Here is a 26,479-nt window from a genome sequence, read left to right on the forward strand (position 1 = left end):
TGAATCATGAAGCGACTGTGTCGAAGCTTGCGCAGCAAGCCTTTGATTCCTCTTATGAGCATATTAGATATGAAGCTAGATTAAAAAGGAAAAGCCGGAATAAGCCGATGCGAACGCTCTTAATGATGGCAGCGACGTTCCTGCTCATTATCATGCTCTCTGTCGAAGGGACAGCACTTGCCGCTTTTAACCGTCTTTTTCAATTCCAAGACCGTGGTATCGAGCAAGTCGCCATGACGTCAGAGGAAAACGTACGAGCCGCGTCAGTGACTGATCAGAACGTCACCGTTACATTAGAACAGATGATCGCTGGCCAGCATAAACTGGCGCTTCGTTTCGCGGTCGAGGGGGAGAAGATTCAACTCGGGGACGAAACAGCGTTCCATCTCGAGTATCGGATTCAAGCAAAAGACGGAACGTACCTTGATGAGTTCATCTCTGACACGAAACCGTTGAAAGGAGAAGGCGATTTGATTGGCCATCGCTTTAACACGTACATCGATTCAGAGGAAGGCGTAACCATCCACGAAATATTGGCTGAATCGAAGAATCGCGTCATCCCATCTCTTGACGGTGCAAAGGTGCATATTGAGACGCTACATTGGACACGGGATGGTCGTAGTGAAACGGTAAATGGAGATTGGACGTTGCCGCTCCAAACGACTTTACCGGGTGATGTCATACAGTATGAAATGTCTCGTTCTGAAGGGGGAATCGAGGTGATCCGTGTGGCCACGGACATGACGTCTACGCATGTCGTTTTACGTGTGGATGGCGAAAGATACGACGAAAACTTTTTTGTCGATAACGTATATTTAAATGACGGAAATGGTACGACGTATCGAATTGAAACAGGTTATCGAACGGAAGTGACTGAGGGGAAGACGACGCTAACGTTCCATTTGCCCTATACAACCATGGATGCGACTCATGAAATCGATTTAGGAATCAAAGGAATTGGTGAAGTGAAGATGACGGGTCCGGTGAAATAATTCATGAAACGCGTACTGCATGAAAGTACGCGTTTTTCTTTTGAAAAAATTGGTAGACTTATTCTAGTTTATCCACTAAAATTTTAAAAGATCTATAGAAATATGCTGTTTTCTATAAGGGGACAGTAAATGAAAAGGTAGACAACGATGAATAAAATACGGAAGTTATTACTTGGTGTTTTGGGACTTTGTGCCCTCTGTTGGATCACTTTCGATTATTTTGATCAAAACTCGGACGCCGAGTCGCTCCCTATCCTATCGACGGACGTGACGAGTGTATCCTTCTCGTCTCATGAAGGGAGTCTGTTTTTGCTTTATCCAGACCGTTACGTCAAATCGGGAACAGAGGCAAACAATACGTATTTAGTCGAAATAGGGCGGGACGGTAAAATTTTAAATGAGCAGATCATCCAAGACCCGGACTTAGGATCAATCGCATTAGACCAAAAAATAGAGAAACCAAATCTCCTCTATGGGACATTGGATCAGGCTCAATGCGCAGATCATTTTTACACGTTCGACCTGCATACCAAACGATTTAAGAAAGAAGTGGTCACCTACTTCGACTATGACGTGACAATCGATTCGGTGAGCCATCAAGGCACCGACACTTGGTTCAAGACGCTCACGTCGCATAAAACGGGAAAACAAACGTACATCAAAGGCAAAGGCATTCCGGCCACGATATCCAATTACGAGCGGCAGGCGAAGTATGAGACCCCCCCTGAACTCGAGCCGAAATCGCAAAAGATTTTAGAGACGGAACGTCACATCGCCTATGTGACCTCGCTCGCAGTGTCTGACAAGCGAGACCCGGGTGGGATGGTCTTTCTGGACAAGGTGACCGGTAAAGCGACCGTCTTCCAAGGGGAAGAGCAACCGTATGAATACACCACGCTCTACTCGGATGGCACGAGCGCCTATTTCGCCGACAGTCTAGGGAACATGTATCGGATTCGTGACGGTGGGGAGATGACGACGAAAGCGATCCCGCTCTTGGTGAATGCTTACTACGATGCGGATCCGATTCGGATGACGAGCGAGGAGTCAGGATATCAAATCGTCTCAAAATACGATCTGTTCACAGAAACTGATGAACTGATCGTCGTAAAGTGGACGTTCGGTGATAAGTTCACGGTCGAGCAGGTAGAGCGTCCTTACTGGGACAACAACAACCTTTATCGCTACCTTTATTACAACCCGCTGTTGAAGCGGTCGTATATCGTGGAACGTGATTTCGAATCGGGACAGGACGATGAGGTTGAGACTGGGAGGCTCTTGATCGTGGACGAACAGATGAACCTGATTGAATCGATTCAAGTCGATTTTCCGTGGGGACTGGATTTCGTGATTGAGTAATTTGGGGTAAGAAATTTTATTTCAAATACCGAATTTAAATTTTAAAGTTTGGAGATATGTAATGATGATTGATCTTATTTTAATTGCAAGCATTAGTATACTTTTTTCGACATTAGGCATTTATTTACTGGTGAAACCTAAACAAGCAATCTCGGATGGCTCTGGGACGGTAGACAGCATCATCGCAACGATTGTGATTCATGTGCTGCTTCTCTTCATGACGACGAAACATCTCGGTGCAATCTTGTTACTTGTCGGCATCGGGCTAGGCATTATGCTGTACGTCGAATTATATGACACACTGCTCCCACACGTAAAAGCGATGAGGATCCGATGATAGGCCAACTTTCAAATGTAGTAGCCGGATCATTCATGACAGCGGAAGAATTTTCGATTCTGACGATTTCTCCGCTGTTTATTATTAACGTTGTGATTGGGATTGGAATTTTAATCGTCATTTGTATCATCGACGTGGAGTCGTGGAAAGAATTTTTCATATTTTTATGGATGACGATTTGGGCATCGATATTCGTATCAGTTTATGCAATGGCGTGGTACGTACGCATCAAATATGATACGTCGCCGGATTTCACGGCATCGTTCGGGATCGATTCATTCCCTGGATGGGGAGCTTTCTTTAGTCAAATGCTACATGGTTCAAACGTCACACAGAATGCGCTAATTCATGCCATCATTCTGTTCTGGATGCGTAAAAACAATGCCTGGTACATGTGGTTGCTAAAAGTACCCTCGCTCTTTTTCGTAAGCCTCTTCTTTATCAAATACATCCCGGTCGTCTTTCAGTGGCTATTCACGTGAAAGAGCAAGGTGCATGGACTTGCTCAAATCTTGAACATCCCCCGGAATCCTCGGGCCGCGTAATACGAATCGGCACCGTTGTGATAAACAAAGGTGTGGTCATAGCGGCGGTCGCAGAACAAGGCGCCGCCTTTTTGACGAATCGTCTCGGGCGTTACAATCCAACTCGACGTCTTCAAGTCGAATGTATCGAGCGTCTGCAAATGGCGATACGTCGCTTCGTCAAGTAGATCAAGCCCCATCTGTTCAGCTAAGGCAACGGCACTCCCGTCCGGCTTGTTCTTCTTCCGCGCCGCTAGCGCCTTCTCATCGTAACAAAGACTTCGGCGTCCGCTCGGACTTTCTGGTGAGCAGTCACAAAAGGCGAGGTCACCGTTTGGAAGTCGAATCACATCCGGTTCGCCGCCGGTCCGTTCCATTTCAGAGAGTGTGAGGAGCTTGTCCGAATTTGTCTCAAGCTTCGTTACCACGTCTGACCAGACGACATCCGGATGTCGCGCCATATGGGTGTCAAAGCGCGATTCGATGATCGCGAATAACTTGTTTTTGTCTTCAGTTGAGAGGTTGGTCACGATGCTTCACTCCGTTTCAGTAGTTTCTATCAGTATAAGATATTTTTTCGCCATCCATTCATAATTCATTGAGCGAAAGGGGAATGTACGTTGAACTTTGATGAAGTGAATGTCCAGCAGCTACACGAGCAGACGTTCCAGAATATTGATTTGTTTCAACTCAAAACGATTTGGTCTGATTGTCTGCCGGATGCGTCTTACCGCGTGACCGACTTTTCAGAGCTGAACTTACATGTGACGAAGCCACAATTGCTTCAGCTTCGATGGATTGATTTGACGTTACCGTTCGGCATCTATTTGAATAAAAATCTCGTATTTTTGTATAATCCGTATGTTCGCACGTTACATACGCAAGTAAAGATTTTGCTCGAGCAACCCCCACAAGACTTGTCGATTATTGATTTTTTGATTGCCCAAAGTCAAACGTTTCATGACCCCGATTCGTATTCTCTGAAAATGGAGGATGCATACGATCTTTCACCGAACAGCCAATGGAGAGAGTTCGGGTTACCGAAAGTGAAAGACCCTGCAGTATTCATGACGGACTTATTCATCACTCTCGGTGTCACCTCATTTCAGGTCGTGACATGTAAAAGTAAATGTTTAATCGATCACGAGTCTTGGGCGAAGCGGACGGGAATTCATTATACCGTTAAATCTAGTGGAAAATGGTTGGGGTCGAAAACGTATACAGTGACTTATGATGTTTTGAAACAATCGGAACAAGCGATCCATCCACTTGTGTCAATCCTGGAACATTACGAAGAGTGGGAAGGGGCCCGCTTCTTCATCGCAACCGAAACCGGAATTGTCTCATTGTTTGTCGGAGGAGATTTGAGAGAAGGATATGGGTTTGGAGTATTTCAGTATGAACAGCCTGGAAAGGCAATTCCCAATGAAAGTTGAAGAGTTGTTTCGTTATTCCGGGATGCACGTGTTTGCTTTCAATTATGACATCGGTCTGAAACGCCTGACGTTCCAGCTGCAACTTCTCGACTATCGGAAGAAACAGAACGCCTCTTTTCGCGAGCGACTCGAGACGAATGGGGTTCATCCGCAAAGCGAGATGGTGAACGTGAAACTCCGTTTTGAAGACATCATCTACATGGAAGTCATTGATGAATCGTATGCCGATGGTGTGGTGGTCACGCCTCACGATCAATTTGAAGGAAATCAAATCGTTCGTTATACAAAGTCAGGTTATCTCGACCATTTACAAAAGACGCGATTTCAGTTGTGGGAGTTCATCAAACCGGATGATGCCATGTTGTATCACTATCGGATTTACGGTTTGGACACGGTACTTGAGATTATCACGCTGTCGGATCCGACTGTCGAGACGGCGATTGGGTTAACTTGTATCCGACGCGGAAGTCCGAGTTTTTACTTTGATTGGTAAACTTATTTGAAGTACGCATGACAGTAAAGAGGCGCCTTCTCAGTGAGAGAGGGCGCCTGTTTGTTAAGTCGAATGCACGACATTGTGCGTTTGATCGATTTGTCGACCAATCCAGACGAGCGGAACGGTCAACGCTGCGCCCATCAAATAGACGACGGCAATCGGCAATCCGTCCGCCAGCATTCCGAACGTTAAGCTACCGATGCTGAAGGCAAAGGTGTAGGCCGTCTGTTGGACACTATAGACGTATGGCAGTCGTGCGGCTGGTGTCGTTTCTTGGAGTACCGTATTCGTCTGGATGATCCGGAGCTGTGTGGCGTATCCTTGAATCGCAAGCGCGATGAGGGCGAACACGATGTGAGACGTCACACCAAACAACAAGGCGGTCCCGACCGAAAGCATGGAGCTGATCCCAAGCGAACTGGTCCGTTGTGACCGATATAGGTATGCACTGGCCAGAATCATACTGACCAAGAAACTCGCGTTCATCGTGCCCCGCCAGCCGGTATCGATGTGGAGGTGTCGTTCCAAATAGACGAGCAATAGTGCCGAAATCCAGAGTGTGCTGACGAACGATTCGAACGTGACGAACACTGTAAGAGTGCGAACGAAAGGTGTTGTTCGTACGAAGTCGAGGCTTTCCTTAAAGGACACGTCTAATTCATCACCCTCTACCGTCACGTCAACGTCGAGCGAACGGACAAACTGAAACGTGACGAACGTCGACAGTGCGAACAACATCAACGCGACGGTTAAAGCTAGATTGCTCGTAAACGAAGTGACCACAATCGTGCCAAGCGGCCACATCGCCAGCTGGATGAACTGGTTCGAGCCTTGGACGAGACTGTTCGCTCGTTGACGATTCGTTGTCAATCGGGGGATGAACGACGCTTGGACCGGGCGGGCGAACCCGTCCAAAAACGCGATGAGTACGACGAGACCAAGGACGAGAATCGACTCCGACCACAGTACGGCCAAGAGCAAGACTGTTTTCAACAGTTGCGTGACGAGTAACGTTTGCCCAAGCGTAAATCGAGACAAGACACGGGCGAAGAACAGACCGCTCACGGTCATGCCGACTGTAACGGTAATCGGGAAACTGGCTGCGGCAAGAGCGGAACCGGTCTGTTGATACAACAAAGCAATCAAGGCGACGATATAAAGCACGTCACCGATATTGGCCAGCCATTGACTGACCAAGAGTGTGTAAAATGACTTCATCACAAATTTCCTCCAAGCCTATTCAATTTTGGATGAGATGGATGAAGCCAGCTTACATATTTTCACCACTTTCAAATTATTTACAAATAGTTTACGATATAACAACGAAGAACACAATAACTGGGAGTGGATGGAGGAAACGCCATGTTACGATATGACATTAGTGAGGAACTTTCGCTACGCATGTTCACCGTCGATGACGCGGACGCGTTGTTCGAATTGACGATGGCGTCTAAGCCATACCTAAGGGAATGGCTCGGTTGGCTCGATTATATCGAGACGGTCGACGACTCAAAACGAAATATCGAAGGGCGCATCAACGGATTGATCGAGACAGGCGGCTATCCGAAGTCGTTTGCGATTGTATATAAGGGCGAACTTGCCGGGACGGTCGGCTATAACGAGATCGACCGAGGTGTTCAGTGCGGGACGATCGGCTACTGGCTCGGCGAAGCGTTTCAAGGGAAAGGCATTATGAGCCAAGCGCTCGAGGCGCTCATCGAATACGGGTTCCGCGAACTGAAGTTGAATAAAATCGAGATTCGGGTCGCGACGGGGAATGTGAAGAGTCGGGCGTTACCAGAACGACTCGGCTTTAAAGAAGAAGGGGTATTGCGGGAGGCAGAATGGCTATACGACCATTACGTCGACCACATCGTCTACGGGTTATTAAGAAACGAGTGGGCTCAGTAAGGGGAGGGTTTCATCCTTCATTGACTAGGAAATAGCAAAGTATGTCGAGGAATTTTTAGTCAAGGAGGGATTGACAGATGAAGAAGAGTACTTCCACGAACCGGGCACTTCCGGTCACGTCGACCAAATCTGGAACGACACAACTGGTCGCCGATCACGTCTATTGTTACACGAACCAAATCGTGAACGCCTATTTCGTTCAAACCGATACAGCTTTAAATGAATGGGTGTTGGTCGATGCGGGCATGCCGGCTTCAGGGGTTAAATTGCTGCAAGTGGCGGAGCAACTGTTCGGCGTGGATCATCAGTTGAAGGCCATTCTGCTGACACATGGCCACTTCGACCATGTCGGTGGAATCGTCAGCATTTTAGAACGGTTCCCTGTTCCGGTATACGCGCACCGCTTAGAGATGCCGTATTTGACTGGGCAACAGCATTATCCGGAACCGGATGCGAGTGTCGAAGGTGGCGTGCTCGCAAAAGTATCGTCCATCTATCCGGTCGAAGCCATTGATATATCAGAACATCTTCATCCGCTTCCGGCAGATGGGACGGTCCCGATTCTCTCGGAGTGGCAATGGCTCCATACGCCCGGCCACTCACCGGGACACGTCTCTTTCTATCGGAAACGTGATCGAGTTCTTCTCGCGGGAGATGCGTTCGTGACCGTTAAACAAGATTCTTTGTATCGCGTTCTGACCCAACATGAAAGTGTGGAAGGGCCCCCGGTCTACTTGACGACCGATTGGGAGGAGGCAGAGCGCTCGGTTCAACTCTTAGCGGCGTTACATCCTCAGATTGCGGCGGCCGGGCACGGGCAACCGCTGTCTGGGGAGGCGTTGACGACTGGTTTGAGTAAACTGGCTGAGCAGTTCCAAGAACGCGCTGTCCCGTCCCACGGTCGATATGTCGATGAAGCAGACGAGTGACCACTATCATAACGTTGCACTTAAAATACGTTGAAGCAAACGATCGACTGCAAAAAAGAGCGTCGCACTGACGAGGCCGATTACCGAGGCGAAATTCAAGACGCCCATCTCAAAAATGGACGGGTCGAATAGGAGACCATATGGTACGACGAACAGCCATCCGCCGATCAAGTGATAGAACAAGGACGTCATCCGTTTCGAACGGAATGGCGTCTTTTTACTGAGGTATTCCGATAATAGCGACATCGTCGTTCCGTACAAAAACACAACGGGTACGGCGAATAGGGCATAGACGAGGACGCTCTGCCAATACGACAATTCGAATGCATCCGGGAGCACGAGCGGTATCACGAACGGAATGATGAATAAGCTGAACAATGCGGATTGAATCTTTTGGAACAACACGGCTTCTCCTCCTGACTATTTAATAGGAAACGAACGAGCCGACATCTGTCCATGCCGGCTCGTTAGAGAATCGTTTTGGATGCATAGAGCGTCTCACCGAACTCGACATACGCCTGCTCATAGCGACGAAGCGACGACTCTTTATGCATACATGTGAGATTCATGCGCTCGAGTGGTGTCATGTCTACCGCATACGTCTTTAGAACGTGGGCGTTCCGGAGCATCGACGGGGTGACCGAGCGGGCGAGGCCGCTCCGTTCGTTCAACTGTCTCATCATCTTCGTGATCATGACGATCGTCAGCTGTTTCGGTTGATTCTTCGCATAAACCCAGCGGAACGTCATTCGAGCGAAATCGAACGAGACGAAGACGGGATCATCGGAATACCAACGTGGGCGGACCGGGGTCGGGATGTCCGCGAGGTAATTCATGAGGAGCGACTGGTCTGCTTGGCTAAGTTTTAACGTAAAGCGGTTGCCGAGACGGTCATAGACGTCGAATTCATGGCTCGCAAGATGTAAATCGTTCATCCGCAGCCGAATGATGTGGTGGACGCGGAGTCCATATTTATAGAAGAGTGTCACAATCAGTTCGTTCCGATTGACGAGGTAAGGATGGGCTTGGAGCTGATTCTCACTCAACCCTTTCGTCGACCGGATCGTTCTGACGAGCTGATCGAACTCCGTCTCGAGTGCGATTTGGTCGACAGTGAGCGTATGTGCCGGTTGTGCATAGTGGAGCATCTTTTTACGGAGCGGGTTCAAAAACGTCGTCAAGCTATTGATGACCGTGACGATTCTAGCGACCGTCGCTTGCTGGTAGAGCTTTTCTTCAATTAGGAAATCGTTGACGAACGTTTTCCACGATTCGAGCGGGACGGCGAGCCAGTCCTTAGGTGTGTCGAGTTCGACGTTATGGTCGCGGAAGTATTTATGGACGTCAATCAAGTCGTAGCGATAGCGTTTCAGCGTCGACGGTTGCCGTCCGCTCGCCCCGAGATGATACAAGTACGTCTCGATATACTCCGGGAGTGGGTAATCTTTCGTTCGTTTCGTCATCGTCGTTCCTCCTTCTATTCTTATCGTACCACAAACGGACGTTCTCCATTCCTTGATTCATGGTAAGATGGGGGATGAGATCTAAATAGGAATGAGGAATGAATATGGAACGAGAGAAAGTAATCATCGTCGGCTGTCAGCTACCGACAGTCGATGATTGGACATATGAACAATCGATGGGTGAACTCGTCGAACTCGTCGACACCGCCAAAGGGGAAGTCGTCGCCAGACTCGATCAAAAGCGACAGCAAGTCGACCGCCGTACGTTCATCGGAAAGGGGAAAATCGAAGAGCTCGCCATGCTCGTCGAACAGTTCGAACCGGATATCGTCATCTTTAACGCCGAGCTGTCTCCAGCCCAGTCGAAGAACATTCGGATTTCGTTGAACGACCCGGATGAGATGAAGTTGATTGACCGGACGCAACTCATCCTCGATATTTTCGCGGGACGGGCCCAGTCAAAGGAAGGGAAGCTCCAAGTCGAGCTCGCGCAAATGAACTATCTATTGCCACGTCTGATCGGGCAAGGAACCCAGTTGTCACGTCTTGGTGGTGGCATCGGGACGCGTGGACCGGGTGAGACGAAACTCGAATCGGACCGTCGTCATATCAAACGTCGAATCGATGAAATCACGAAACAGCTCGAAGGGACGGTCGCACACCGTGACCGTTATCGGGAACGCCGGAAAGAGAATCGTGTCTTCCAAATCGCCCTCGTCGGCTACACGAACGCCGGGAAGTCGACAATCTTTAACCGCTTGACTGAAGGGGACACGTATGAGCAAGACGAACTGTTCGCGACGCTCGATCCGCTCACGCGTGAGCTCGAATTGCCGCGGGGCGGAAAAGTGCTCATCACCGACACGGTCGGATTTATCCGCGACTTGCCGACCAAACTCGTCGCGGCGTTCCGGTCGACACTTGAAGAAGTCGTCGGGGCCGATTTGGTGCTACACGTCATCGACGCGTCGAACCCGCACTATTTGAACCAAATCGACACGACGAACGCTGTCCTTTCAGAACTCGGGGCGAGCGAAGTGCCGCAACTCGAGGTGTACAACAAGAAAGACCGGTTGACTGAGGACTTCCTCGGGGGACCGCTCCTCATCTCGGCGATTGACCCGAGTGACATCGAGACGCTCATCGGGGCAGTCGAAGATAAAATCTGTGACGTGTTGACGCGCGTCCACGTCGTCTTGCCGGTTAGCTCGTTCGAGCACTATCATCCGGCAAAAGAGGCGATGTATCGGCTTGAAGAAGCGTTTCAAGACGACGGTTCGGTCGAACTCGTCGGGTATATGAGAGAAGACACGCGTCTATATGCGACGCTGAAACAATTTGAGGTGTGATATATGTGGCAAGACAAGATAGAACATTATGAAGAGATCGCGCCGTTCGTGAAAGCGGCGGAAGCGCGCATTAAACCATTCGTGGAACGAATCGAGGAGACGGCGGAGTTCAACCAGTTCCGCGTCCTCGAGTCGTTCAAAAAACATAAAGTGTCGGACTTCCATTTCAATCCGACGACGGGCTACGGCTATGACGACATCGGTCGGGATACGCTCGAATCGATTTATGCGGACGTGTTCGGGGCGGAGCTCGCCCTCTGTCGACCGCAAATCATCTCGGGAACACACGCCATCGGGATCGCCTTGTTTGGTGTGTTGTTGCCTGGCGACGAATTGCTCTACATTACCGGGAAACCGTACGACACGCTCGAAGAGATCGTCGGGATTCGAGGCGATGGGCGTGGTTCACTGAAAGAGCTCGGCGTCACGTATGACAAAGTCGAACTGAAAGACGATCGCATCGACGTCGAGACCGTCATCGCGCGTGTTCGTCCCGAGACGAAGCTCGTCGGCATCCAGCGTTCGAAAGGCTACGCTAACCGACGCAGCATTCCGGTCGAGGAAATTGGTGAGGCGATTGCAAAAATCAAGGCGGCTCATCCGCATGTACTCGTCTTCGTCGACAACTGTTATGGTGAATTCGTCGAGACAATCGAACCGACGCACGTCGGGGCCGACTTGATGGCCGGTTCCCTCATTAAGAACCCGGGAGGCGGTCTCGCGAAGACAGGTGGCTATATCGCCGGGACGCGTGAACTCGTGGAACGTTGTTCGTTCCGTATGACGACACCGGGAATCGGTAGCGAGGCCGGCCCGTCGCTCTATTCGCTCCAAGAGATGTACCAAGGTTTTTACATGGCCTCTCATACGGTTGCCCAGGCGCTCAAAGGGGCACACCTGACCGCAAGCCTGCTCGCGTTGCTCGGTTTTGAGACGACGCCGCACCATACCGAGCGTCGAACGGACTTGATTCAATCGGTGACGTTCCGGGACCGGGATAAAATGATCGCTTTCTGCCAAAGCATCCAGATGGCCTCGCCAGTGAATGCACATGCGCTCCCCGTGCCGGCGTATATGCCAGGCTATGAGGATGACGTCATCATGGCAGCCGGGACGTTTATTCAAGGCTCGTCCATCGAATTATCCGCTGACGGACCGCTTCGCGCGCCGTATACGGCTTACGTCCAAGGGGGCTTGACCTACGCCCACGTGAAGGTCGCACTAATGCTCGCCTTGAGCCAATTACGTACGAAAGGACTCGTCACGTTTGACCATACTAAACTCACATCTGCATTGTAACCGAAATGTCATGTTAACTTTCTTAACATCTCTTGACAGGAAAAGTGTCATGTATTATTCTCACAGTGTAAGACAGCAAAGGAGGGGTAAGGGATGGCCGATCAATTTCGTCGCTCCAACCCGTTGTTTCCGATTGGAATCGTCCAAGATTTAACGCAACTGACAGGTAGGCAGATTCGGTATTACGAAGAACAGGGTCTGATTTCGCCTAGTCGGACGGAATCGAAACGACGACTTTATTCCTTCAATGATGTCGAACGTCTACTCGCGATCAAGGACTTCATCGACCAAGGGTTCAACTTGGCGGCGATTCGCCACATGTTGGACAATGAGCAGCCGAAAGAGGCGGATGCCTCCGCCACGCCGGCACCGGTCAGTGACACGCCGAAAATCTCGGAGAAAGAATTGCATCAACTGTTAAAGACACAACTGCAAGAAGCCGGACGCTTCAATAAAACGTCGCTCATCCAAGGTGAGCTTTCACGTTTTTATCGCTGACGGCAACACATCAACCATTACACAATGTGAGAGGGGACATTTCACCATGGCCAGAAAAACGTTCACGAAAGAAGACATTAAACGGATCGCACAAGAAGAGGACGTACGCTTTATTCGTCTTCAATTCACAGACATCCTCGGAACAATCAAAAACGTCGAAGTGCCAATCAGTCAATTGGACAAAGCGCTCGACAACAAGATGATGTTCGACGGTTCTTCAATCGAAGGGTTCGTTCGCATCGAGGAGTCAGATATGTACCTTTATCCAGACCTTAACACGTGGGTTGTCTTCCCGTGGACTGATGGCAGCGGAAAAGTCGCTCGCTTGATTTGTGATATTTATAACCCGGACGGTACACCGTTCAGTGGTGACCCGCGCGGTACGCTCAAGCGGAACCTTGAGCACATGCAAAAGCTCGGCTTCACGGCATTCAACGTCGGGCCAGAGCCAGAGTTCTTCCTCTTCAAGAAAGACTTGAACGGCAAACCGACGCTTGAACTGAACGACCAAGGCGGTTACTTCGACTTGGCGCCAGTCGACCTCGGCGAGAACTGCCGTAAAGAGATCGTCATCGAACTCGAAAACATGGGCTTTGAAATCGAAGCGTCGCACCACGAAGTTGCACCAGGCCAACACGAGATCGACTTCAAATATGCGGATGCGGTGACGACAGCCGACAACATCCAAACGTTCAAACTCGTCGTGAAGACGATTGCGGCGAAATATGGTCTTCACGCGACGTTCATGCCGAAACCACTTTTCGGTGTCAACGGTTCTGGGATGCACGCGAACATGTCGCTCTTCAAAGGGGACACGAACGTCTTCTACGACCCGAACGGCGACATGGAACTCTCGGATACGGCACGCGCTTTCACTGCTGGAATCCTTGAGCATGCTCGTGCATTCACGGCTGTCTGTAACCCGACAGTCAACTCGTACAAGCGACTCGTTCCTGGTTACGAAGCACCTTGCTACGTAGCGTGGAGCGCGCGCAACCGTTCACCGCTCGTGCGTGTACCGGCGGCCCGTGGCCTCTCGACACGTATCGAAGTCCGTTCGGTTGACCCGGCGGCGAACCCGTACCTTGCCCTCTCGGCGCTCTTGGCTTCAGGCCTTGACGGGATTGAAAAAGACATGGCTGCACCAAAGCCAATTGACAGCAACATCTACGTGATGGACAAGCCTGAGCGTGTCGCGAACGGAATCGACGATCTCCCAGCGACGCTCTTCGATGCACTCGAAGTGCTCCGTGCCGACAAAGTTGTCATGGACTCACTCGGCGAGCATATCGGCGAACACTTCCTCGAGTTGAAAGAAATCGAGTGGGACATGTTCCGTATGCAAGTGACAGAGTGGGAGCGCGATCAGTACATGACGCTTTACTAATTTAACTAAAAAAGCGCTCGTGCCTTCTTCGGAAAGCACGAGCGCTTTTTTGCGTGTTAAAAAGAACGTCTCCATTTGGAGACGTCCTCATTAGAACGCACGTTTGAAAAACGTGGATGTATAATCGAGCGTCGTATGGAGCGTCGTCGCAAACGTTAGGCCGAGGAAGAACGATAGACCGAACTCGTCGAGCCAAGCGATTGCCGCCGCCTCATATGACGTAAACGTAAGGAGGATGACGATTGGAAAACCGAGATAGATGACGCGAATCATGTCGCTCAGTACCGGTAAATGCGAAAACAACGACCGGTGCGGCATGAGTTTTACGTAAGGCAACCAAAAGCCACGAAGCGGCCCCCAGCGGAAATAGGCGTCTGATTTCAAGTCGAGGTCCGGGGAGAGCCAGAGCGTCCCGATGATGGCGCCTAAGAGTAGCGCGAACGGGACATCGAGTTCAATAAAAGGCGTGGCAATCGCTAAAGCACCGATTGCCACGAAATTCGTACGCGTATGCGTCTTACCACTCGCCATTAATGAATCGTCCGGTATACACCGATGACCTTCCCTAAAATCGACACGTTATCAAAATACATCGCCTCAAGCTCATCGTTCTCAGGTTGGAGTCTGATTTTCGAAGCTTCTTTGTAGATCCGTTTGACGGTCGCTTCGCCTTCGTCGGTCATCGCGACGACAATCTCTCCATTGTCGGCCGTGCTCTGTTGACGTACGAGTACCCGGTCTCCATCTAAGATTCCGGCGTTCACCATCGAATCTCCCGATACCGAGAGCATGTAGACGTTATCGGCGCCGACCATGTGTGTCGGGAGCGGGAAATGCTCTTCCACGTTCTCGATTGCAGTGATCGGTGTACCAGCCGTGACTTTCCCGATGACCGGGACGTACGTGACGGCCTCATGGTCTTCGATGACGACCGCATCCTCACTTAAAATTTCGATCGCACGTGGTTTCGTCTTGTCGCGACGAATTAACCCGCGCTTTTCAAGACGGTCCAAATGACCGTGCACCGTCGAGCTCGATGCCAAACCGACGGCTTCGCCGATTTCACGAACAGAAGGCGGATAACCTTTGGCACGTACCTCGCCTTTTATGAAATCAAGTATCTGTTGTTGTCTTGCTGACATTTTTTTCATGGAAGTCACCTCGATTATGTCGAATATCCTGCGAACGCATCCTATTCTTTATGATCTAAGTTTAACATAGAACACATGAGCGCACAAACATTCGTTCGTTATTTTTATCTTGACCGAACAGAAGTTCTTGTTTTATGATGAGAACAGATAAACGAACAAACGTTCTTGGGAACGTGTATTCCTATGATGCGGAGGCGAAATTTAATGAAAGATACAGTTAACGGAATCATTTTAGTCGGATTGTTGGTAGTAGGGATGTTCGCATTTTTTATGGTCGGAGAAATGAGACAAGTGGACGTGGCGGCGCCGGTCGTCGAAGATACGCGTAGCATCGAGGCGGAAGTTGCCAAGACGGAAGCGGAGACGCTCGAAGCGCGCATCATCGCTGAGCGAGCTGAAAAGCAAGAGCGCAAGACGACTTGGTTCGCTTCAGAATAATCGTTTCTCATTGCGAAACGCCCCCGTTCCTGTGTATCGTAGATAGGGAATGGAAAGAAAGGAAGTGACGAGATGCGAGTCGTCATTTATTGTCGCGTATCGACGAACAAGGCGGCGCAAGAGACGTCTCTCGATCGCCAAGTCGAAGAATTGACGCGGATGGCGCGTCGGCTTGACGCCGACGTCGTCGATGTGATTACCGAACAAGAGAGCGGGTATGAAGTGAATCGAGGCGGCCTTCTCGATTTGCTTGAACACGTATCTGCCTCAAACCTTGACGCCGTCCTCGTGACCGATGACAGCCGTCTCGGACGAGGGAACGCTAAAATCGCGATTTTGCATACGCTTATGAAGCATGACGTTCGGCTCTTGACGATGCAGTCGCCGGATGAATACATCGTATCCGATGCGGAGAAGATGGTGCTCGAAATTGTGAGCGTCGTCGAGGAGTATCAGCGGAAGATTCATAACGCCAAAATCTCCCGCGGGATGCGACGGGCCGTCGCGAACGGATTTAATCCACAACGAAACATCCAACACCACGACCAAGGCGGCAGGAGCCGCATCGAGGTGCCGATTGAAGAGATCGTCCAGTTGCGTGAACGTGGCTTGACGTTCGCTGAAATCGCAGCTACGTTGCGTGGGTTTGGATATGAAGTGTCAAAGGCAACCGTGAACCGACGTTACCTCGAACACGTCGCAGGGTTGAAAACTTGATTCCTCGGCGCTGATTTTGTACAGTAGAAGGACAAATTCAGTAGAGAGGGGGCGAGCCTGATGCTAGCACCTGAACAGTTGGAGCGAATCAATTTCCTCGCCAACAAAGCAAAGACAGACGGATTGTCACAACAAGAGATGGATGAGCAACAAGCGCTTCGTCAGCAATATTTACAAGCGTTTCGTCAATCGTTTAAGTCCCAAATGATGGGCATGAAAGTAGTCGATCCGGAAGGGAACGACGTGACACCGCAAAAACTAAAAGAAGAGCAAGATCGACAACGCTCTGAGTGACTTCGAATGCACATCCTATTTGCCATAGGATGTGCATGTTTGTTATACGCGAACTCGGATAAGGTTCGACGATTGACCGCGAAACAAAGCGAAGGAAGTAAACGATTTCAGTAAATGTGTTATACTAATTAATTAGTTGTGACACACGAATGAGTGTGCTAAAATATGACGGGTAGAAACTTTGTAACAACAGAGAGGATGAAATTAGTGGAAACAACTACTAAAGAATTATTAGCGATTAACTCGATTCGGACGCTCTCGATTGATGCGGTCCAAAAAGCGAACTCTGGTCACCCGGGGATGCCGATGGGTGCGGCTCCGATGGCGTTCACACTTTGGACAGACAAGATGCGTCACAACCCGAAAAACCCGAACTGGTTCAACCGTGACCGGTTCGTCCTTTCAGCGGGACACGGTTCGATGCTCTTGTACTCGCTTCTTCACTTATCTGGTTACGACCTTTCACTCGACGATCTCAAATCGTTCCGTCAAATGGATTCAAAGACGCCTGGACATCCAGAGTATCGTCACACGGCTGGTGTCGACGCAACGACTGGACCGCTCGGCCAAGGGATTGCCATGGCTGTCGGGATGGCGATGGCGGAGAAACATTTGGAAGCAACGTACAACCGTGATGAGTTCAAAGTGGTTGATCACTTCACATACGGGATTTGTGGAGACGGTGACTTGATGGAAGGCGTGTCGGCAGAAGCTGCCTCACTCGCTGGTCACTTGAAGCTCGGCAAGCTCGTCGTCCTTTATGATTCAAACGACATCTCACTCGATGGCGACCTTCACAAATCGTTCTCAGAAAGCGTCGAAGATCGTTTCAACGCTTACGGATGGCAAGTGATCCGCGTTGAAGACGGTACGGATATCGATACGATTGCGAAAGCCATCGACGAAGCGAAAGCGGAAACGTCGAAACCGACCCTCATCGAAGTGAAGACGGTCATCGGTTTCGGTTCACCGAACAAGTCAGGGAAATCGGCCTCACACGGCGCGCCACTCGGCGAAGCTGAAATCGAGCTCACGAAGCAGTTTTACAAGTGGGAAGGCGAGAACTTCTACGTTCCAACTGAAGTGTATGACTTGTTCAACGAGAAAGTCGTTGAGCCAGGCGCGAAGTATGAGTCGGACTGGAACGAACTCGTCGAGGCGTACAAATCAGCTCATCCAGAACTCGGTGCCCAATTCGAGCGCGCAATGAACAACGAACTCCCAGAAGGTTGGGACAGTGAATTGCCGACGTTTGAAGTCGGATCGAAGAAGGCGACACGCCAGACGAGCGGGGAAGTATTGAACGCGCTCGCGAAAACAGTCCCGACACTCTTCGGTGGATCGGCTGATCTTGCCGGCTCGAACAACTCGATGATTAAAGGGGCGGCGGACTTCGACGAAGATCCGGCTGGCCGTAACATCTGGTTCGGTGTCCGTGAGTTCGCGATGGCGGCTGCCGTAAACGGAATGGCCCTCCACGGCGGAGTCCTTCCTTACGGTGCAACGTTCTTCGTGTTCTCGGACTATCTCCGTCCGGCGGTCCGTTTAGCTGCCCTCATGGGGATTCCATCGACGTTCATCTTGACGCACGATTCGATTGCGGTCGGTGAAGATGGTCCGACGCATGAACCGGTCGAGCATTTGATGAGCTTCCGTGCGATGCCGAACGTTTCAGTTCTCCGCCCAGCGGATGGGAAAGAAACGATCGCAGCTTGGAAACAAGCGGTGACGACGACTTCGGCGCCATCACTTCTCGTCTTGACGCGTCAAGCGCTTCCTGAGCTTGAAGGAACGTCAGTCGAGCAAGCGGCTAAAGGTGCATACGTCGTCGCGGGCGATTCGAACGGCGCGGACGTACTTCTCCTCGGTACGGGCTCTGAAGTTCATGTGCTCGTCGAAGCGCGCGAACAACTCGCTTCTGAAGGCGTGAACGCAGCTGTCGTATCAATGCCTTCGTGGGAACTGTTCGAAGCACAGTCGACGGAATACAAAGAGTCTGTCCTTCCATCTTCTGTGACGAAGCGCGTCTCGCTCGAAGCGGGCTCGACACTCGGATGGTACAAATACGTCGGCTTCGGCGGTAAAGTACTCGGAATCGACAAGTTCGGGGCTTCAGCTCCTGGGGACCTACTCATGAAAGAGTACGGCATGTCGGTCGAGAACGTCATCGACGCTGTCAAATCGCTTTAAATCAAGAATTATCGTGATGTCGTCCGTCTCCGGAGGGCATCACGATTTTTTTTCTGACGACTAGCGAATTAGCGTAATATAGTGTATAGTAAAAAACGATGTTTCATATGGTAGAGGAGGTAAAAACCTTGAGTACATTGTTCTGGATTCTTATCGTCGTAGCAGCACTCATCGGAGGTATCGCGATCGGTTTCTTCATCGCTCGTAAATACATGATGAACTACCTCGAACAAAACCCGCCAATCAATGAAGATATGATTCGTACGTTGATGATGCAAATGGGTCAAAAACCGTCACAGAAGAAAGTCAACCAAGTGATGCGTGCCATGAACGTTCAAATGAAGAACGAAAAGAAATCATAATGTATGTGTTTTGGACACTCCGCCGTGGCGGGGTGTTTTTTTGTACCCATATTTTGTTAGACAATCGAACAAACTTTCGCTACCATAAATGAATAGTCTTATTTCAAGATAAGGGGGCGATTCACATTCGTGTATTTAAACAATTATCGTGGTTTTTCAAGCTTGAATGGCGAACGTATGCGCTCGGAATCGTGCTGCTCATGTTTGTCGCCGCACTCGAACTCGTACCACCGCGTATCATCGGCCGCATCGTCGATGAGATGAACGAGGGATCGCTTGAGCAGAATTTATTATGGCTCCTTCTCGGCGGACTCGCAGCCGTTGGGATTGGCAATTATGTCGCTCGCTTCTTTTGGCGCTATTTCATCTTCGGTGCCTCGATTCGGCTCGGGCGATTGCTCCGGAGCCAACTCTATCGACACTTCACCGACTTGGATCAACGGTTTTACAAAAAGTCTCGTGTCGGCGATTTGATGGCCCACGCGACGAACGACGTACAAGCCGTCTCGATGACGGCCGGCGCCGGGATTTTGACGCTTGTCGACAGTGTGACGATGGGAACGTTCGTCATCATCACGATGGTGACGACGATCAGTTGGAAGTTGACGGTCGTCGCGCTCTTACCGTTACCGGTGATGGTCGCCTTGACGACGCGTTACGGAAAGTTATTACATAGCCGCTTCGGCGTCGCTCAGGCGGCGTTCTCGGAGCTAAACGATAAAGTTCAAGAGAGCGTCAGTGGCGTCCGTGTCTTGAAGTCGACCGGGGAAGTCGGACGTGACGTCGATTCGTTTGAGAATCTCTCGGACGAGGTCATGGCAAAAAACGTCCGCGTCGCGAAAATCGACGCCCTTTACGACCCGACCATCTTTGGAATCGTGGGATTATCGTACATCCTATCCATCGGATACGGAGCATATCTCATTGAACAAGGGGAGTTGACGATTGGACAAATCGTCAGTTTTACCGCATACCTTAGTTTACTCACGTGGCCGATGCTTGCCTTCGGCTGGTTATTTAATATCGTCGAACGAGGGCGCGCTTCTTATGACCGAATCGAGCGCATGCTCGCCGTCAAACCGGAGATTCAAGACGATCCGGTCGCGGCGACGAAGCTCGCACATTCGGAAATCGAAGCCGACATCCATTCGTTCGCCTATGACGAACACACTGTTCTTCAAGACGTCACGTTCCGGCTTGAGCGAGGGGAGACGCTCGGCGTGGTCGGTCGGACCGGTTCTGGGAAGACGACACTCGTCCGCCTATTGACCCGCGAGTACGATGTGAGCGAAGGGAAAGTCAAAATCGGGGGTATCAATATCCGACAAGTGCAAAAATCGGTCCTCCTCGAGCGGGTCGCGCTCGTCCCGCAAGACCACTTCTTATTCTCGGACTCGATTGCAAGCAACATCGCATTCGGTCGCCCGGACGCAAAAATGGATGAAATTATGGAGGCGGCGAAAATCGCAGAAGTCCATGATGACATCATGCGTTTGCCGGACGGGTATGCGACGCTTGTCGGGGAACGTGGCGTCACGCTGTCTGGGGGACAGAAGCAACGAATCTCGATTGCGCGGGCGCTCATGGTGGAGGCGGATGTACTCATCCTCGATGATGCGTTGTCTGCCGTCGATGCGAAGACGGAGGAAGCAATCATCGACCATTTCCGAACTGGCAATCCAGATCAGTCATGTCTCATCGTGGCGCATCGCCTTTCCGCCGTCGAGCATGCGGATGAGATTCTCGTTCTTGAAGACGGTCGCGTGATCCAGCGCGGCAGCCATGCCGAATTGATTCGACAAGCGGGCTGGTACAAAGACACGTATGATCGCCAACAGCTCGAGGCGATTGTGGAAGGAGGGGGCCATCATGAAGCATGATATTCAAGAATGGGCGGTCATCAAACGACTGCTCGGCTATGCGACACGTTATGGTCGCTCGCTCAGCATCGCATTCGTGTTTTTATTACTCGCGACAGGGGCAAAGCTCGCCGGCCCGTTTTTAATCAAAGTGTTCATCGATGAATTCGTCACGCCAGGTGTCTATCCGACGAACTGGGTCGTCACGCTTTTCGTCGTCTATATGGTGCTCCATGTCTCAGCGATTGTATTCGATTATTTACAGTCGATCTCGTTTCAAAAGATTGCGTTAAAAATCGTCCAAAACATTCGAATCGACATTTTCAAACACGTGATGGGGATGCGACTCGCCTACTTCGACCGAACCCCGGCCGGCGTGCTCGTCTCCCGAATCACGAACGATACGGAAGCCGTGAAAGAGCTCTATGTTGGGGTCATGAGTACGTTCGTCCAATCAGGCGTCCAATTGCTTGGGACGTATATCTTCCTCTACATCCTCGAGCCGACGCTCGCGACGATGGGACTTGTACTCGTCCCACTCTTTTGGCTCATCATTTGGGCGTACCGTCGTTATTCGACGAAGTATTTCGCCCAAGTGCGCGATTTATTATCCCAATTGAACGCCCAATTGAACGAGTCGATTAACGGGATGGGCATCGTGCAACAGTTCCGTCAAGAAGAGCGGTTGATTCGCCAGTTTGAAGAGACGAACGAAGCGCATCAAGAGGCACGTTACCGCAACTTGAAGCTCGACAGCATGTTGCTGCGCCCGATCATCGAACTGCTCCTCGCCTTCTCGATTATCGGTCTTCTCGGTTACTACGGTGTCTTGTCGACGACCGAACAAGTCCAAGTCGGGGTTGTGTATGCGTTTATCAGCTATATCGAACGCATCTTCCGGCCCGTGCTTGATATTATGCAACGATTGAGCGAGTTCCAACAGGCCGTCGTCTCGGCCGACCGCGTCTTTAAAATACTCGATACGGACGAGCCCGCCCCTGGGAAGAACCTCTCAGGTGAGGCGGACGTCGTGGCAGGAGAGGTCCGGTTCGACGACGTCACGTTCAGTTACGACGGAGAAGTCGACGTGCTGAAGAACATCTCGTTTGTCGCAAAGCCAGGCGAAACCGTCGCCCTCGTCGGCCACACCGGCAGTGGGAAGAGCTCGATCATCAACTTGCTGACGCGGTTCTATCCGTATCAATCTGGTCAAATCACGATTGACGGGCAACCGATTGAACAGTTTGAAGAGGCGGAACTACGCGACAAGGTCGGCCTCGTCCTTCAAGACCCGTTCTTGTTCACGGGAACGATTGAAGACAACTTGAAGCTGTTCAATCCGTCGATTGATTCGGATCGGGTGCGTGAGGCAGCTGAGTTTGTCCAAGCGCATACGTTTATCGAAAAATTAGATGCCGGCTACGGCCATCAAGTCGGAGAACGCGGTGCGACGTTCTCGAGTGGGGAGCGGCAGTTGCTCGCGTTCGCGCGTACCGTCGCCCGCGATCCGAAAATCCTGATTCTCGATGAAGCGACGAGCTCGATTGATACCGAGACGGAAGAACGCGTCCAGCTTGCGCTCGACCGGATGCGGCGCGGCCGCACGACGATCGCCATCGCGCACCGGCTTTCGACCATCCAGGATGCGGATTTGATTCTCGTCCTGCATCGCGGCGAAATTGTCGAGCGCGGGAATCATCAGGCGCTACTTCGTCAAGACGGTCTTTATAAGAAGATGTATGAATTACAGTCGGGTCAACGTCTGATGTCATAATTTTGAAAGATTGGCGTAAACAAATCGGAATTACCAAAAAAAGCTCGCCACGAGATGTGGCGAGCTTTACTATTTAGGACGTCAATTGTTCGTCTGGATGTTTCAAGAGAACGTGACGCGTGATTAATTTGTCTAGCTCCTGGCTGATGTGAATCACTTCAGGAGAGGTCCAACTATACTGTGACGCGACTTTGTACAGCTCATCGCGCTTTCGTTCAATGGCATGGTGTAAGGTTTCAGCTGTGATGACCGCCACGGTGTTTCCCCCATCGTTGTAAAATAGAAACTGACGTACTTGAATATCCAAATGTTAGCATCTAACTTTACATATGACAAGTTTCATTTCCATGTCAAACATTACAAAAAAGTGTGACGCTTCCAACAAACAAAAGATGCGAGCATTTTGAAAAGGTTTTCGCTATAATGGGGCTGAAAGGTGGAAGATCGCATGGAAGTCACACTTTGGCTCGCTTTTGGGGCGGGCGTCTTATCATTTTTATCTCCGTGTACACTCCCGCTCTATCCTGTCTTCTTGTCATATATTACAGGGGTTTCGGTCTCGGACTTGAAGAACGAGGGATTGCGGCAACGGAAAGCTTGGTTTCATACATTTGCATTTTTGTTCGGGTTCTCGATTGTCTTTCTCGTTCTCGGGTTGTCGACCTCACTGATCGCCGACGTGTTCATCCAATATAAAGATAGCTTGCGCATGTTCGGTGCCATTCTCATCTTCGTCTTCGGTGTTTTCCTGGCGGGAATTTGGCAACCGAGTTTCATGATGCGGGAGAAGAAACTATCGCTTGGGGAACGGAAGAGCGGCTATTTCGGTACGGTCCTGATTGGGATTGGATTCGCTGCAGGGTGGACGCCGTGCACGGGACCGATTCTTGCCGGGGTCATCGCGCTCGCGGCCTCGAACCCGAGTCAAGGGATGGGTTATATGCTCGCTTACGTCATCGGGTTTGCGATTCCGTTTCTTGTAATGGCGAGCTTTGTCGGAAAGATTAAATATTTGGCAAGAAACAGCGCGCAAGTCGCCAAGTTCGGCGGTTATTTGATGATGGCGTTCGGTGTCTTGCTCTACTTTGATGGGATGAACCGATTCGCTGCATGGATGAGCGACCTCGTCGGCTTCACCGGATTTTAAAAGGGGTTGACCATATGTCGATATTTTGGGGATCGACCATCGTCGCAGTGTTGATGGGAGTTGTCGCAAGTTTTGTACGCGTGAAAGCCTCAGCCCATCCGACCAATGCGAAGAAGATATTACTACCGCCTTTGGCGATGTCGACCGGAATGCTGCAGTTTCTTGTCCCTGCGTTTCGCCTCACGTGGCTCGAGGTCGGGGAAGCCCTCCTCGTCGGTTTGATTTTCAGCATTTTTTTAATCAAGACGTCAAACTTTGAGAAGCGGGATGGGGAAGTGTATCTGTCCCGCTCGAAAGCCTTTTTTATCGTCGTTTTCGTCCTTCTCGCTATCCGGACCGCAATGAAGGCGTTTATCGGAGGAGAAGTGAACGTCTTTGCGACGGGCGGATTGTTCTACTTAATCGCCTGGGGCATGATTGTGCCGTGGCGAATCGCGATGTATCAAAAGTACAAACAGATCATGGCCACATGAAAAGCGTACCTGATAAACAAATCAGGTACGCTTTCTTTTAGTCTACTCTCGAGGCGGCAGCTTCTGTCTCGGCATCGATGCCGGTGTTGGCTTTTACGAGAATCCGTTCATAGTTCCCAATCGCTTCGTCTGACTTGGTTACATACGTCCCGACGATAGCGGCGAGGAAACCGAGCGGAATCGACACGATCCCTGGATTCGTGAGTGGGAAGAGCGCTTCACCGATGAAGATGGCAGACCCGTCCGGCGCCCAAATGTTCGGGCTGATGGCGACGAGGAACAAGGAAGAAAATAGACCGACGACCATCCCGAAGATGGCGCCACCTGTGTTGAAGCGTCGCCAGAAAATCGTGAAGAGGATGACCGGCAAGTTCGCACTCGCCGCGACGGCGAACGCGAGCGATACGAGGAACGCCACGTTCATCGACTGGGCGAAGAAAGCGAGTCCCATCGAGACGACAGCCACGGCCACAGAGGCGATGCGAGCTGCAAGCACTTGTTCTTTCTCGGTCGCTTCCCCTTTCCGGATGATGTGACCGTAGAAATCGTGTGCGAACGCGGACGCGGCCGACAAGACGAGACCGGCGACGACGGCGAGAATCGTCGCGAAAGCGATGGCAGCGACGAAGGCGAACAAGAGGTCCCCACCGAGCACTTGAGCAAGGAGCGGCGCGGCCATGTTTCCGGCCGGGTTGGCTGCGATGATGGCGTCTGAGCCGACGAAGGCGGCCGCACCAAAACCGAGGAAGATGGTCAATATGTAAAACGCACCGATGACCCACGTCGCATAGACGACGGATTGACGCGCAGTCGGCGCATCTTTGACCGTAAAGAAACGAATCAAAATATGTGGAAGACCGGCCGTCCCGAGCACGAGTGCCAAGTTGAGGGAAATCGTATCGAGCGGCAGTTTGAACTTGTTGCCCGGATTCAAGAAACTCTCACCGAGCGGAGTCGCGTTGCTCACTTCCGAGAACATTTTGAAAACCGAGAAGTCAAACTTTGCGAAGACGAGGAACGAGATGATGGCCGTCCCGATCATCAAGAGCACCGCCTTCGTGATTTGCACCCACGACGTGGCCGTCATCCCGCCAAAGACGACGTACACCGTCATCAAGATCCCGACGACGACGACGCTTGTCGTGTAAGGAATGCCGAGCAATAGCTCGATGAGTGCGCCGGCACCGACGAGTTGGGCGATCATGTAGAAGATGGAGATGACGATGGCATTCATCGCGGCGACGCCCCGGACGCGCGGTTTATTGAAGCGAGCGGCAATCATGTCCGCCATTGTGTATTTGCCGAGGTTTCGGAGCGGCTCGGCGACGAGATATAACACGACTAAGTAAGCAACGAGAAATCCGATTGAATAGAAGAATCCATCGAAGCCGGCGAGGGCAATCATTCCGGCAATCCCGAGGAACGAGGCGGCGGACATATAGTCCCCGGCGATCGCGAGACCGTTTTGGAAACCGGTCAATCCACCGTCGGCCGTATAAAAATCACTGGCCGTCTTCGTTTTGCGGGCAGCGAAAAACGTAATGACGAGCGTCAATCCGACAATTGCGAGAAACAAGAGCACAGCGGTCAAATTCATCGTGTTTCCTCCTGCTTGATTTTTTCGACGAGCTCATCGAACCGACGGGCGCGTCGGCTGTAGAGGACGCAGAACGTCCATGTCATGAAGAATTGGGCAAATGCGAGCACCCACGCCCACGTGATATTGCCAGCCACTTGATTGTTCAAAAAAGTGAAATAGCTTGTCGAGACAGGCAACGTAAAATAGAAAATGAGTGAAAAGATAATGGACGGAACGATGAAGCGGTTTTTCTCGCGCATGAGCTGGATGAACGTCGGGCTTTCGACAATCGACTCGGCAGAACGATTACTTTCGGTCGTGGTCACTTGTGTAACGTCATGCATACATATACCTCCTTGGCGTTCAAGATACGTACATTATAGAAACGTCAAGAAAGGAAAAGCTATCCATTTTTTATATGTCAAAATCCAATCATTATACTAATATTGGTCATACCAATTTACTGTAAGCGTTTTCAATATTGTCTAAATGTTGAACGTTATTCAGGGATAATT

Annotated in this window: 30 protein-coding genes; 21 read left to right on the forward strand and 9 right to left on the reverse strand. The window is 50.8% G+C overall.

The window, feature by feature from the left end; translation table 11 throughout:
- Positions 1-107 precede the first annotated feature (107 nt).
- The 4 genes from KNP92_RS05690 (at position 108) to KNP92_RS05705 (ending at position 3,170) form a co-directional block, all read left to right on the forward strand.
- The gene (locus KNP92_RS05690; RefSeq protein ID WP_214838442.1) at positions 108-992 is read left to right on the forward strand and encodes a hypothetical protein; all 885 of its coding nucleotides are present in this window, start codon (positions 108-110) and stop codon (positions 990-992) included.
- A 147-nt stretch (positions 993-1,139) separates the two neighbouring features.
- Positions 1,140-2,351: a hypothetical protein gene (locus KNP92_RS05695; RefSeq protein WP_214838444.1), complete on the forward strand. Its 1,212-nt coding sequence runs from the start codon at positions 1,140-1,142 to the stop codon at positions 2,349-2,351.
- A 61-nt stretch (positions 2,352-2,412) separates the two neighbouring features.
- The gene (locus tag KNP92_RS05700) at positions 2,413-2,688 is read left to right on the forward strand and encodes a hypothetical protein (RefSeq protein ID WP_214838446.1); all 276 of its coding nucleotides are present in this window, start codon (positions 2,413-2,415) and stop codon (positions 2,686-2,688) included.
- A complete protein-coding gene (locus KNP92_RS05705) occupies positions 2,685-3,170 on the forward strand; it encodes a hypothetical protein (RefSeq protein WP_214838448.1) in 486 nt (161 codons plus the stop codon). Before KNP92_RS05700 ends, KNP92_RS05705 begins: the two co-directional genes overlap by 4 nt.
- A gap of 23 nt (positions 3,171-3,193) precedes the next feature.
- Here KNP92_RS05705 and KNP92_RS05710 read toward each other — a convergent pair whose 3' ends face one another.
- Positions 3,194-3,742: a DUF4256 domain-containing protein gene (locus KNP92_RS05710; protein WP_214838450.1), complete on the reverse strand. Its 549-nt coding sequence runs from the start codon at positions 3,740-3,742 to the stop codon at positions 3,194-3,196.
- Between the two features lie 90 nt (positions 3,743-3,832).
- On the opposite strand from KNP92_RS05710, the gene KNP92_RS05715 reads away from it, so the two are divergent.
- Positions 3,833-4,648 (forward strand): hypothetical protein, encoded by an 816-nt coding sequence (locus tag KNP92_RS05715; RefSeq protein ID WP_214838453.1) that lies wholly within the window; start codon positions 3,833-3,835, stop codon positions 4,646-4,648.
- Complete coding sequence (locus KNP92_RS05720) at positions 4,638-5,141, forward strand: hypothetical protein (protein ID WP_214838454.1); 504 nt, start codon at positions 4,638-4,640, stop codon at positions 5,139-5,141. The genes KNP92_RS05715 and KNP92_RS05720 overlap by 11 nt, the downstream gene beginning before the upstream one ends.
- Positions 5,142-5,204: 63 nt before the next feature.
- Here KNP92_RS05720 and KNP92_RS05725 read toward each other — a convergent pair whose 3' ends face one another.
- On the reverse strand, positions 5,205-6,362 hold the full coding sequence (locus KNP92_RS05725) for an MFS transporter (RefSeq protein WP_214838457.1): 1,158 nt from the start codon (positions 6,360-6,362) through the stop codon (positions 5,205-5,207).
- Between the two features lie 144 nt (positions 6,363-6,506).
- Here KNP92_RS05725 and KNP92_RS05730 point away from each other — a divergent pair, with 144 nt between their 5' ends.
- Both KNP92_RS05730 and KNP92_RS05735 read left to right on the forward strand, forming a co-directional pair.
- Positions 6,507-7,055, forward strand: a complete 549-nt coding sequence (locus tag KNP92_RS05730) for a GNAT family N-acetyltransferase (RefSeq protein WP_214838459.1) — start codon at positions 6,507-6,509, stop codon at positions 7,053-7,055.
- Positions 7,056-7,132: 77 nt separating this feature from the next.
- Positions 7,133-7,984 carry an MBL fold metallo-hydrolase gene (locus KNP92_RS05735; RefSeq protein ID WP_214838461.1) on the forward strand — a complete coding sequence of 284 codons (852 nt, stop codon included), beginning with the start codon at positions 7,133-7,135 and terminating at the stop codon, positions 7,982-7,984.
- Positions 7,985-7,990: 6 nt separating this feature from the next.
- Here KNP92_RS05735 and KNP92_RS05740 read toward each other — a convergent pair whose 3' ends face one another.
- Entirely contained in the window at positions 7,991-8,389 is a 399-nt protein-coding gene (locus tag KNP92_RS05740) for a hypothetical protein (protein ID WP_214838463.1), read from the reverse strand.
- Positions 8,390-8,451: 62 nt separating this feature from the next.
- Positions 8,452-9,447: a site-specific integrase gene (locus KNP92_RS05745; protein WP_214838465.1), complete on the reverse strand. Its 996-nt coding sequence runs from the start codon at positions 9,445-9,447 to the stop codon at positions 8,452-8,454.
- A gap of 98 nt (positions 9,448-9,545) precedes the next feature.
- Between KNP92_RS05745 and hflX the strand changes: the two genes are divergently transcribed.
- The 4 genes from hflX to glnA all read left to right on the forward strand — a co-directional run bounded on the left by hflX (position 9,546) and on the right by glnA (position 13,980).
- Positions 9,546-10,796, forward strand: a complete 1,251-nt coding sequence (hflX, locus tag KNP92_RS05750; protein WP_214838467.1) for a GTPase HflX — start codon at positions 9,546-9,548, stop codon at positions 10,794-10,796.
- Positions 10,797-10,799: 3 nt separating this feature from the next.
- The gene (locus KNP92_RS05755; RefSeq protein ID WP_214838469.1) at positions 10,800-12,095 is read left to right on the forward strand and encodes a methionine gamma-lyase family protein; all 1,296 of its coding nucleotides are present in this window, start codon (positions 10,800-10,802) and stop codon (positions 12,093-12,095) included.
- Positions 12,096-12,188: 93 nt separating this feature from the next.
- On the forward strand, positions 12,189-12,593 hold the full coding sequence (locus KNP92_RS05760) for a MerR family transcriptional regulator (RefSeq protein ID WP_214838471.1): 405 nt from the start codon (positions 12,189-12,191) through the stop codon (positions 12,591-12,593).
- 46 nt (positions 12,594-12,639) lie between these two features.
- Positions 12,640-13,980 carry a type I glutamate--ammonia ligase gene (gene glnA, locus KNP92_RS05765; RefSeq protein WP_214838473.1) on the forward strand — a complete coding sequence of 447 codons (1,341 nt, stop codon included), beginning with the start codon at positions 12,640-12,642 and terminating at the stop codon, positions 13,978-13,980.
- Between the two features lie 90 nt (positions 13,981-14,070).
- On the opposite strand, the gene KNP92_RS05770 is transcribed toward glnA, so the two are convergent.
- Positions 14,071-14,511, reverse strand: coding sequence for a metal-binding protein (locus KNP92_RS05770; RefSeq protein ID WP_214838475.1), 441 nt, complete (start codon positions 14,509-14,511; stop codon positions 14,071-14,073).
- Entirely contained in the window at positions 14,511-15,131 is a 621-nt protein-coding gene (lexA, locus tag KNP92_RS05775) for a transcriptional repressor LexA (RefSeq protein WP_214838477.1), read from the reverse strand. The genes KNP92_RS05770 and lexA overlap by 1 nt, the downstream gene beginning before the upstream one ends.
- A gap of 204 nt (positions 15,132-15,335) precedes the next feature.
- On the opposite strand from lexA, the gene KNP92_RS05780 reads away from it, so the two are divergent.
- From KNP92_RS05780 to KNP92_RS05810, 7 genes are all read left to right on the forward strand, one after another.
- The gene (locus KNP92_RS05780; protein WP_034818241.1) at positions 15,336-15,569 is read left to right on the forward strand and encodes a hypothetical protein; all 234 of its coding nucleotides are present in this window, start codon (positions 15,336-15,338) and stop codon (positions 15,567-15,569) included.
- 72 nt (positions 15,570-15,641) lie between these two features.
- Positions 15,642-16,286, forward strand: coding sequence for a YneB family resolvase-like protein (locus KNP92_RS05785; RefSeq protein WP_214838479.1), 645 nt, complete (start codon positions 15,642-15,644; stop codon positions 16,284-16,286).
- 60 nt (positions 16,287-16,346) lie between these two features.
- The gene (locus KNP92_RS05790) at positions 16,347-16,580 is read left to right on the forward strand and encodes a DUF896 domain-containing protein (RefSeq protein WP_214838481.1); all 234 of its coding nucleotides are present in this window, start codon (positions 16,347-16,349) and stop codon (positions 16,578-16,580) included.
- 198 nt (positions 16,581-16,778) lie between these two features.
- Positions 16,779-18,770: a transketolase gene (tkt, locus tag KNP92_RS05795; RefSeq protein ID WP_214838494.1), complete on the forward strand. Its 1,992-nt coding sequence runs from the start codon at positions 16,779-16,781 to the stop codon at positions 18,768-18,770.
- A gap of 128 nt (positions 18,771-18,898) precedes the next feature.
- Entirely contained in the window at positions 18,899-19,132 is a 234-nt protein-coding gene (locus KNP92_RS05800; RefSeq protein WP_024372458.1) for a YneF family protein, read from the forward strand.
- A gap of 125 nt (positions 19,133-19,257) precedes the next feature.
- Positions 19,258-21,012, forward strand: coding sequence for an ABC transporter transmembrane domain-containing protein (locus KNP92_RS05805; protein ID WP_214840232.1), 1,755 nt, complete (start codon positions 19,258-19,260; stop codon positions 21,010-21,012).
- Positions 21,002-22,765 carry an ABC transporter ATP-binding protein gene (locus tag KNP92_RS05810; protein WP_214838496.1) on the forward strand — a complete coding sequence of 588 codons (1,764 nt, stop codon included), beginning with the start codon at positions 21,002-21,004 and terminating at the stop codon, positions 22,763-22,765. Before KNP92_RS05805 ends, KNP92_RS05810 begins: the two co-directional genes overlap by 11 nt.
- Positions 22,766-22,838: 73 nt before the next feature.
- On the opposite strand, the gene KNP92_RS05815 is transcribed toward KNP92_RS05810, so the two are convergent.
- Positions 22,839-23,072 (reverse strand): aspartyl-phosphate phosphatase Spo0E family protein, encoded by a 234-nt coding sequence (locus KNP92_RS05815; RefSeq protein ID WP_251136405.1) that lies wholly within the window; start codon positions 23,070-23,072, stop codon positions 22,839-22,841.
- 141 nt (positions 23,073-23,213) lie between these two features.
- Here KNP92_RS05815 and KNP92_RS05820 point away from each other — a divergent pair, with 141 nt between their 5' ends.
- Both KNP92_RS05820 and KNP92_RS05825 read left to right on the forward strand, forming a co-directional pair.
- On the forward strand, positions 23,214-23,912 hold the full coding sequence (locus tag KNP92_RS05820) for a cytochrome c biogenesis CcdA family protein (RefSeq protein ID WP_214838498.1): 699 nt from the start codon (positions 23,214-23,216) through the stop codon (positions 23,910-23,912).
- 20 nt (positions 23,913-23,932) lie between these two features.
- The gene (locus KNP92_RS05825; protein WP_214840239.1) at positions 23,933-24,385 is read left to right on the forward strand and encodes a CcdC family protein; all 453 of its coding nucleotides are present in this window, start codon (positions 23,933-23,935) and stop codon (positions 24,383-24,385) included.
- Between the two features lie 37 nt (positions 24,386-24,422).
- Here KNP92_RS05825 and KNP92_RS05830 read toward each other — a convergent pair whose 3' ends face one another.
- Together KNP92_RS05830 and KNP92_RS05835 are read right to left on the reverse strand one after the other, a co-directional pair.
- The gene (locus KNP92_RS05830; RefSeq protein ID WP_214838500.1) at positions 24,423-25,982 is read right to left on the reverse strand and encodes a solute symporter family protein; all 1,560 of its coding nucleotides are present in this window, start codon (positions 25,980-25,982) and stop codon (positions 24,423-24,425) included.
- Positions 25,979-26,308 carry a DUF485 domain-containing protein gene (locus KNP92_RS05835; RefSeq protein ID WP_214838502.1) on the reverse strand — a complete coding sequence of 110 codons (330 nt, stop codon included), beginning with the start codon at positions 26,306-26,308 and terminating at the stop codon, positions 25,979-25,981. Before KNP92_RS05835 ends, KNP92_RS05830 begins: the two co-directional genes overlap by 4 nt.
- Positions 26,309-26,479 lie beyond the last annotated feature (171 nt).

It is taken from the genome of Exiguobacterium sp. s122, assembly GCF_018618475.1.
In the GTDB taxonomy this organism is placed as follows: Bacteria; Bacillota; Bacilli; order Exiguobacteriales; family Exiguobacteriaceae; genus Exiguobacterium; species Exiguobacterium himgiriensis.

Coding starts and splice junctions, on each gene's coding strand:
- KNP92_RS05760 (WP_214838471.1), top strand. CDS start 12,189: ATGGCCGATCAATTTCGTCGCTCCAACCCGTTGTTTCCGATTGGAATC.
- KNP92_RS05725 (WP_214838457.1), bottom strand. CDS start 6,362: ATGAAGTCATTTTACACACTCTTGGTCAGTCAATGGCTGGCCAATATC.
- KNP92_RS05830 (WP_214838500.1), bottom strand. CDS start 25,982: ATGAATTTGACCGCTGTGCTCTTGTTTCTCGCAATTGTCGGATTGACG.
- KNP92_RS05755 (WP_214838469.1), top strand. CDS start 10,800: ATGTGGCAAGACAAGATAGAACATTATGAAGAGATCGCGCCGTTCGTG.
- KNP92_RS05720 (WP_214838454.1), top strand. CDS start 4,638: ATGAAAGTTGAAGAGTTGTTTCGTTATTCCGGGATGCACGTGTTTGCT.
- glnA (WP_214838473.1), top strand. CDS start 12,640: ATGGCCAGAAAAACGTTCACGAAAGAAGACATTAAACGGATCGCACAA.
- KNP92_RS05745 (WP_214838465.1), bottom strand. CDS start 9,447: ATGACGAAACGAACGAAAGATTACCCACTCCCGGAGTATATCGAGACG.
- KNP92_RS05780 (WP_034818241.1), top strand. CDS start 15,336: ATGAAAGATACAGTTAACGGAATCATTTTAGTCGGATTGTTGGTAGTA.
- KNP92_RS05700 (WP_214838446.1), top strand. CDS start 2,413: ATGATGATTGATCTTATTTTAATTGCAAGCATTAGTATACTTTTTTCG.
- KNP92_RS05690 (WP_214838442.1), top strand. CDS start 108: ATGCGAACGCTCTTAATGATGGCAGCGACGTTCCTGCTCATTATCATG.
- KNP92_RS05785 (WP_214838479.1), top strand. CDS start 15,642: ATGCGAGTCGTCATTTATTGTCGCGTATCGACGAACAAGGCGGCGCAA.
- KNP92_RS05770 (WP_214838475.1), bottom strand. CDS start 14,511: ATGGCGAGTGGTAAGACGCATACGCGTACGAATTTCGTGGCAATCGGT.
- KNP92_RS05810 (WP_214838496.1), top strand. CDS start 21,002: ATGAAGCATGATATTCAAGAATGGGCGGTCATCAAACGACTGCTCGGC.
- KNP92_RS05730 (WP_214838459.1), top strand. CDS start 6,507: ATGTTACGATATGACATTAGTGAGGAACTTTCGCTACGCATGTTCACC.
- KNP92_RS05705 (WP_214838448.1), top strand. CDS start 2,685: ATGATAGGCCAACTTTCAAATGTAGTAGCCGGATCATTCATGACAGCG.
- KNP92_RS05735 (WP_214838461.1), top strand. CDS start 7,133: ATGAAGAAGAGTACTTCCACGAACCGGGCACTTCCGGTCACGTCGACC.
- tkt (WP_214838494.1), top strand. CDS start 16,779: ATGAAATTAGTGGAAACAACTACTAAAGAATTATTAGCGATTAACTCG.
- hflX (WP_214838467.1), top strand. CDS start 9,546: ATGAATATGGAACGAGAGAAAGTAATCATCGTCGGCTGTCAGCTACCG.
- KNP92_RS05820 (WP_214838498.1), top strand. CDS start 23,214: ATGGAAGTCACACTTTGGCTCGCTTTTGGGGCGGGCGTCTTATCATTT.
- lexA (WP_214838477.1), bottom strand. CDS start 15,131: ATGAAAAAAATGTCAGCAAGACAACAACAGATACTTGATTTCATAAAA.
- KNP92_RS05790 (WP_214838481.1), top strand. CDS start 16,347: ATGCTAGCACCTGAACAGTTGGAGCGAATCAATTTCCTCGCCAACAAA.
- KNP92_RS05835 (WP_214838502.1), bottom strand. CDS start 26,308: ATGCATGACGTTACACAAGTGACCACGACCGAAAGTAATCGTTCTGCC.
- KNP92_RS05695 (WP_214838444.1), top strand. CDS start 1,140: ATGAATAAAATACGGAAGTTATTACTTGGTGTTTTGGGACTTTGTGCC.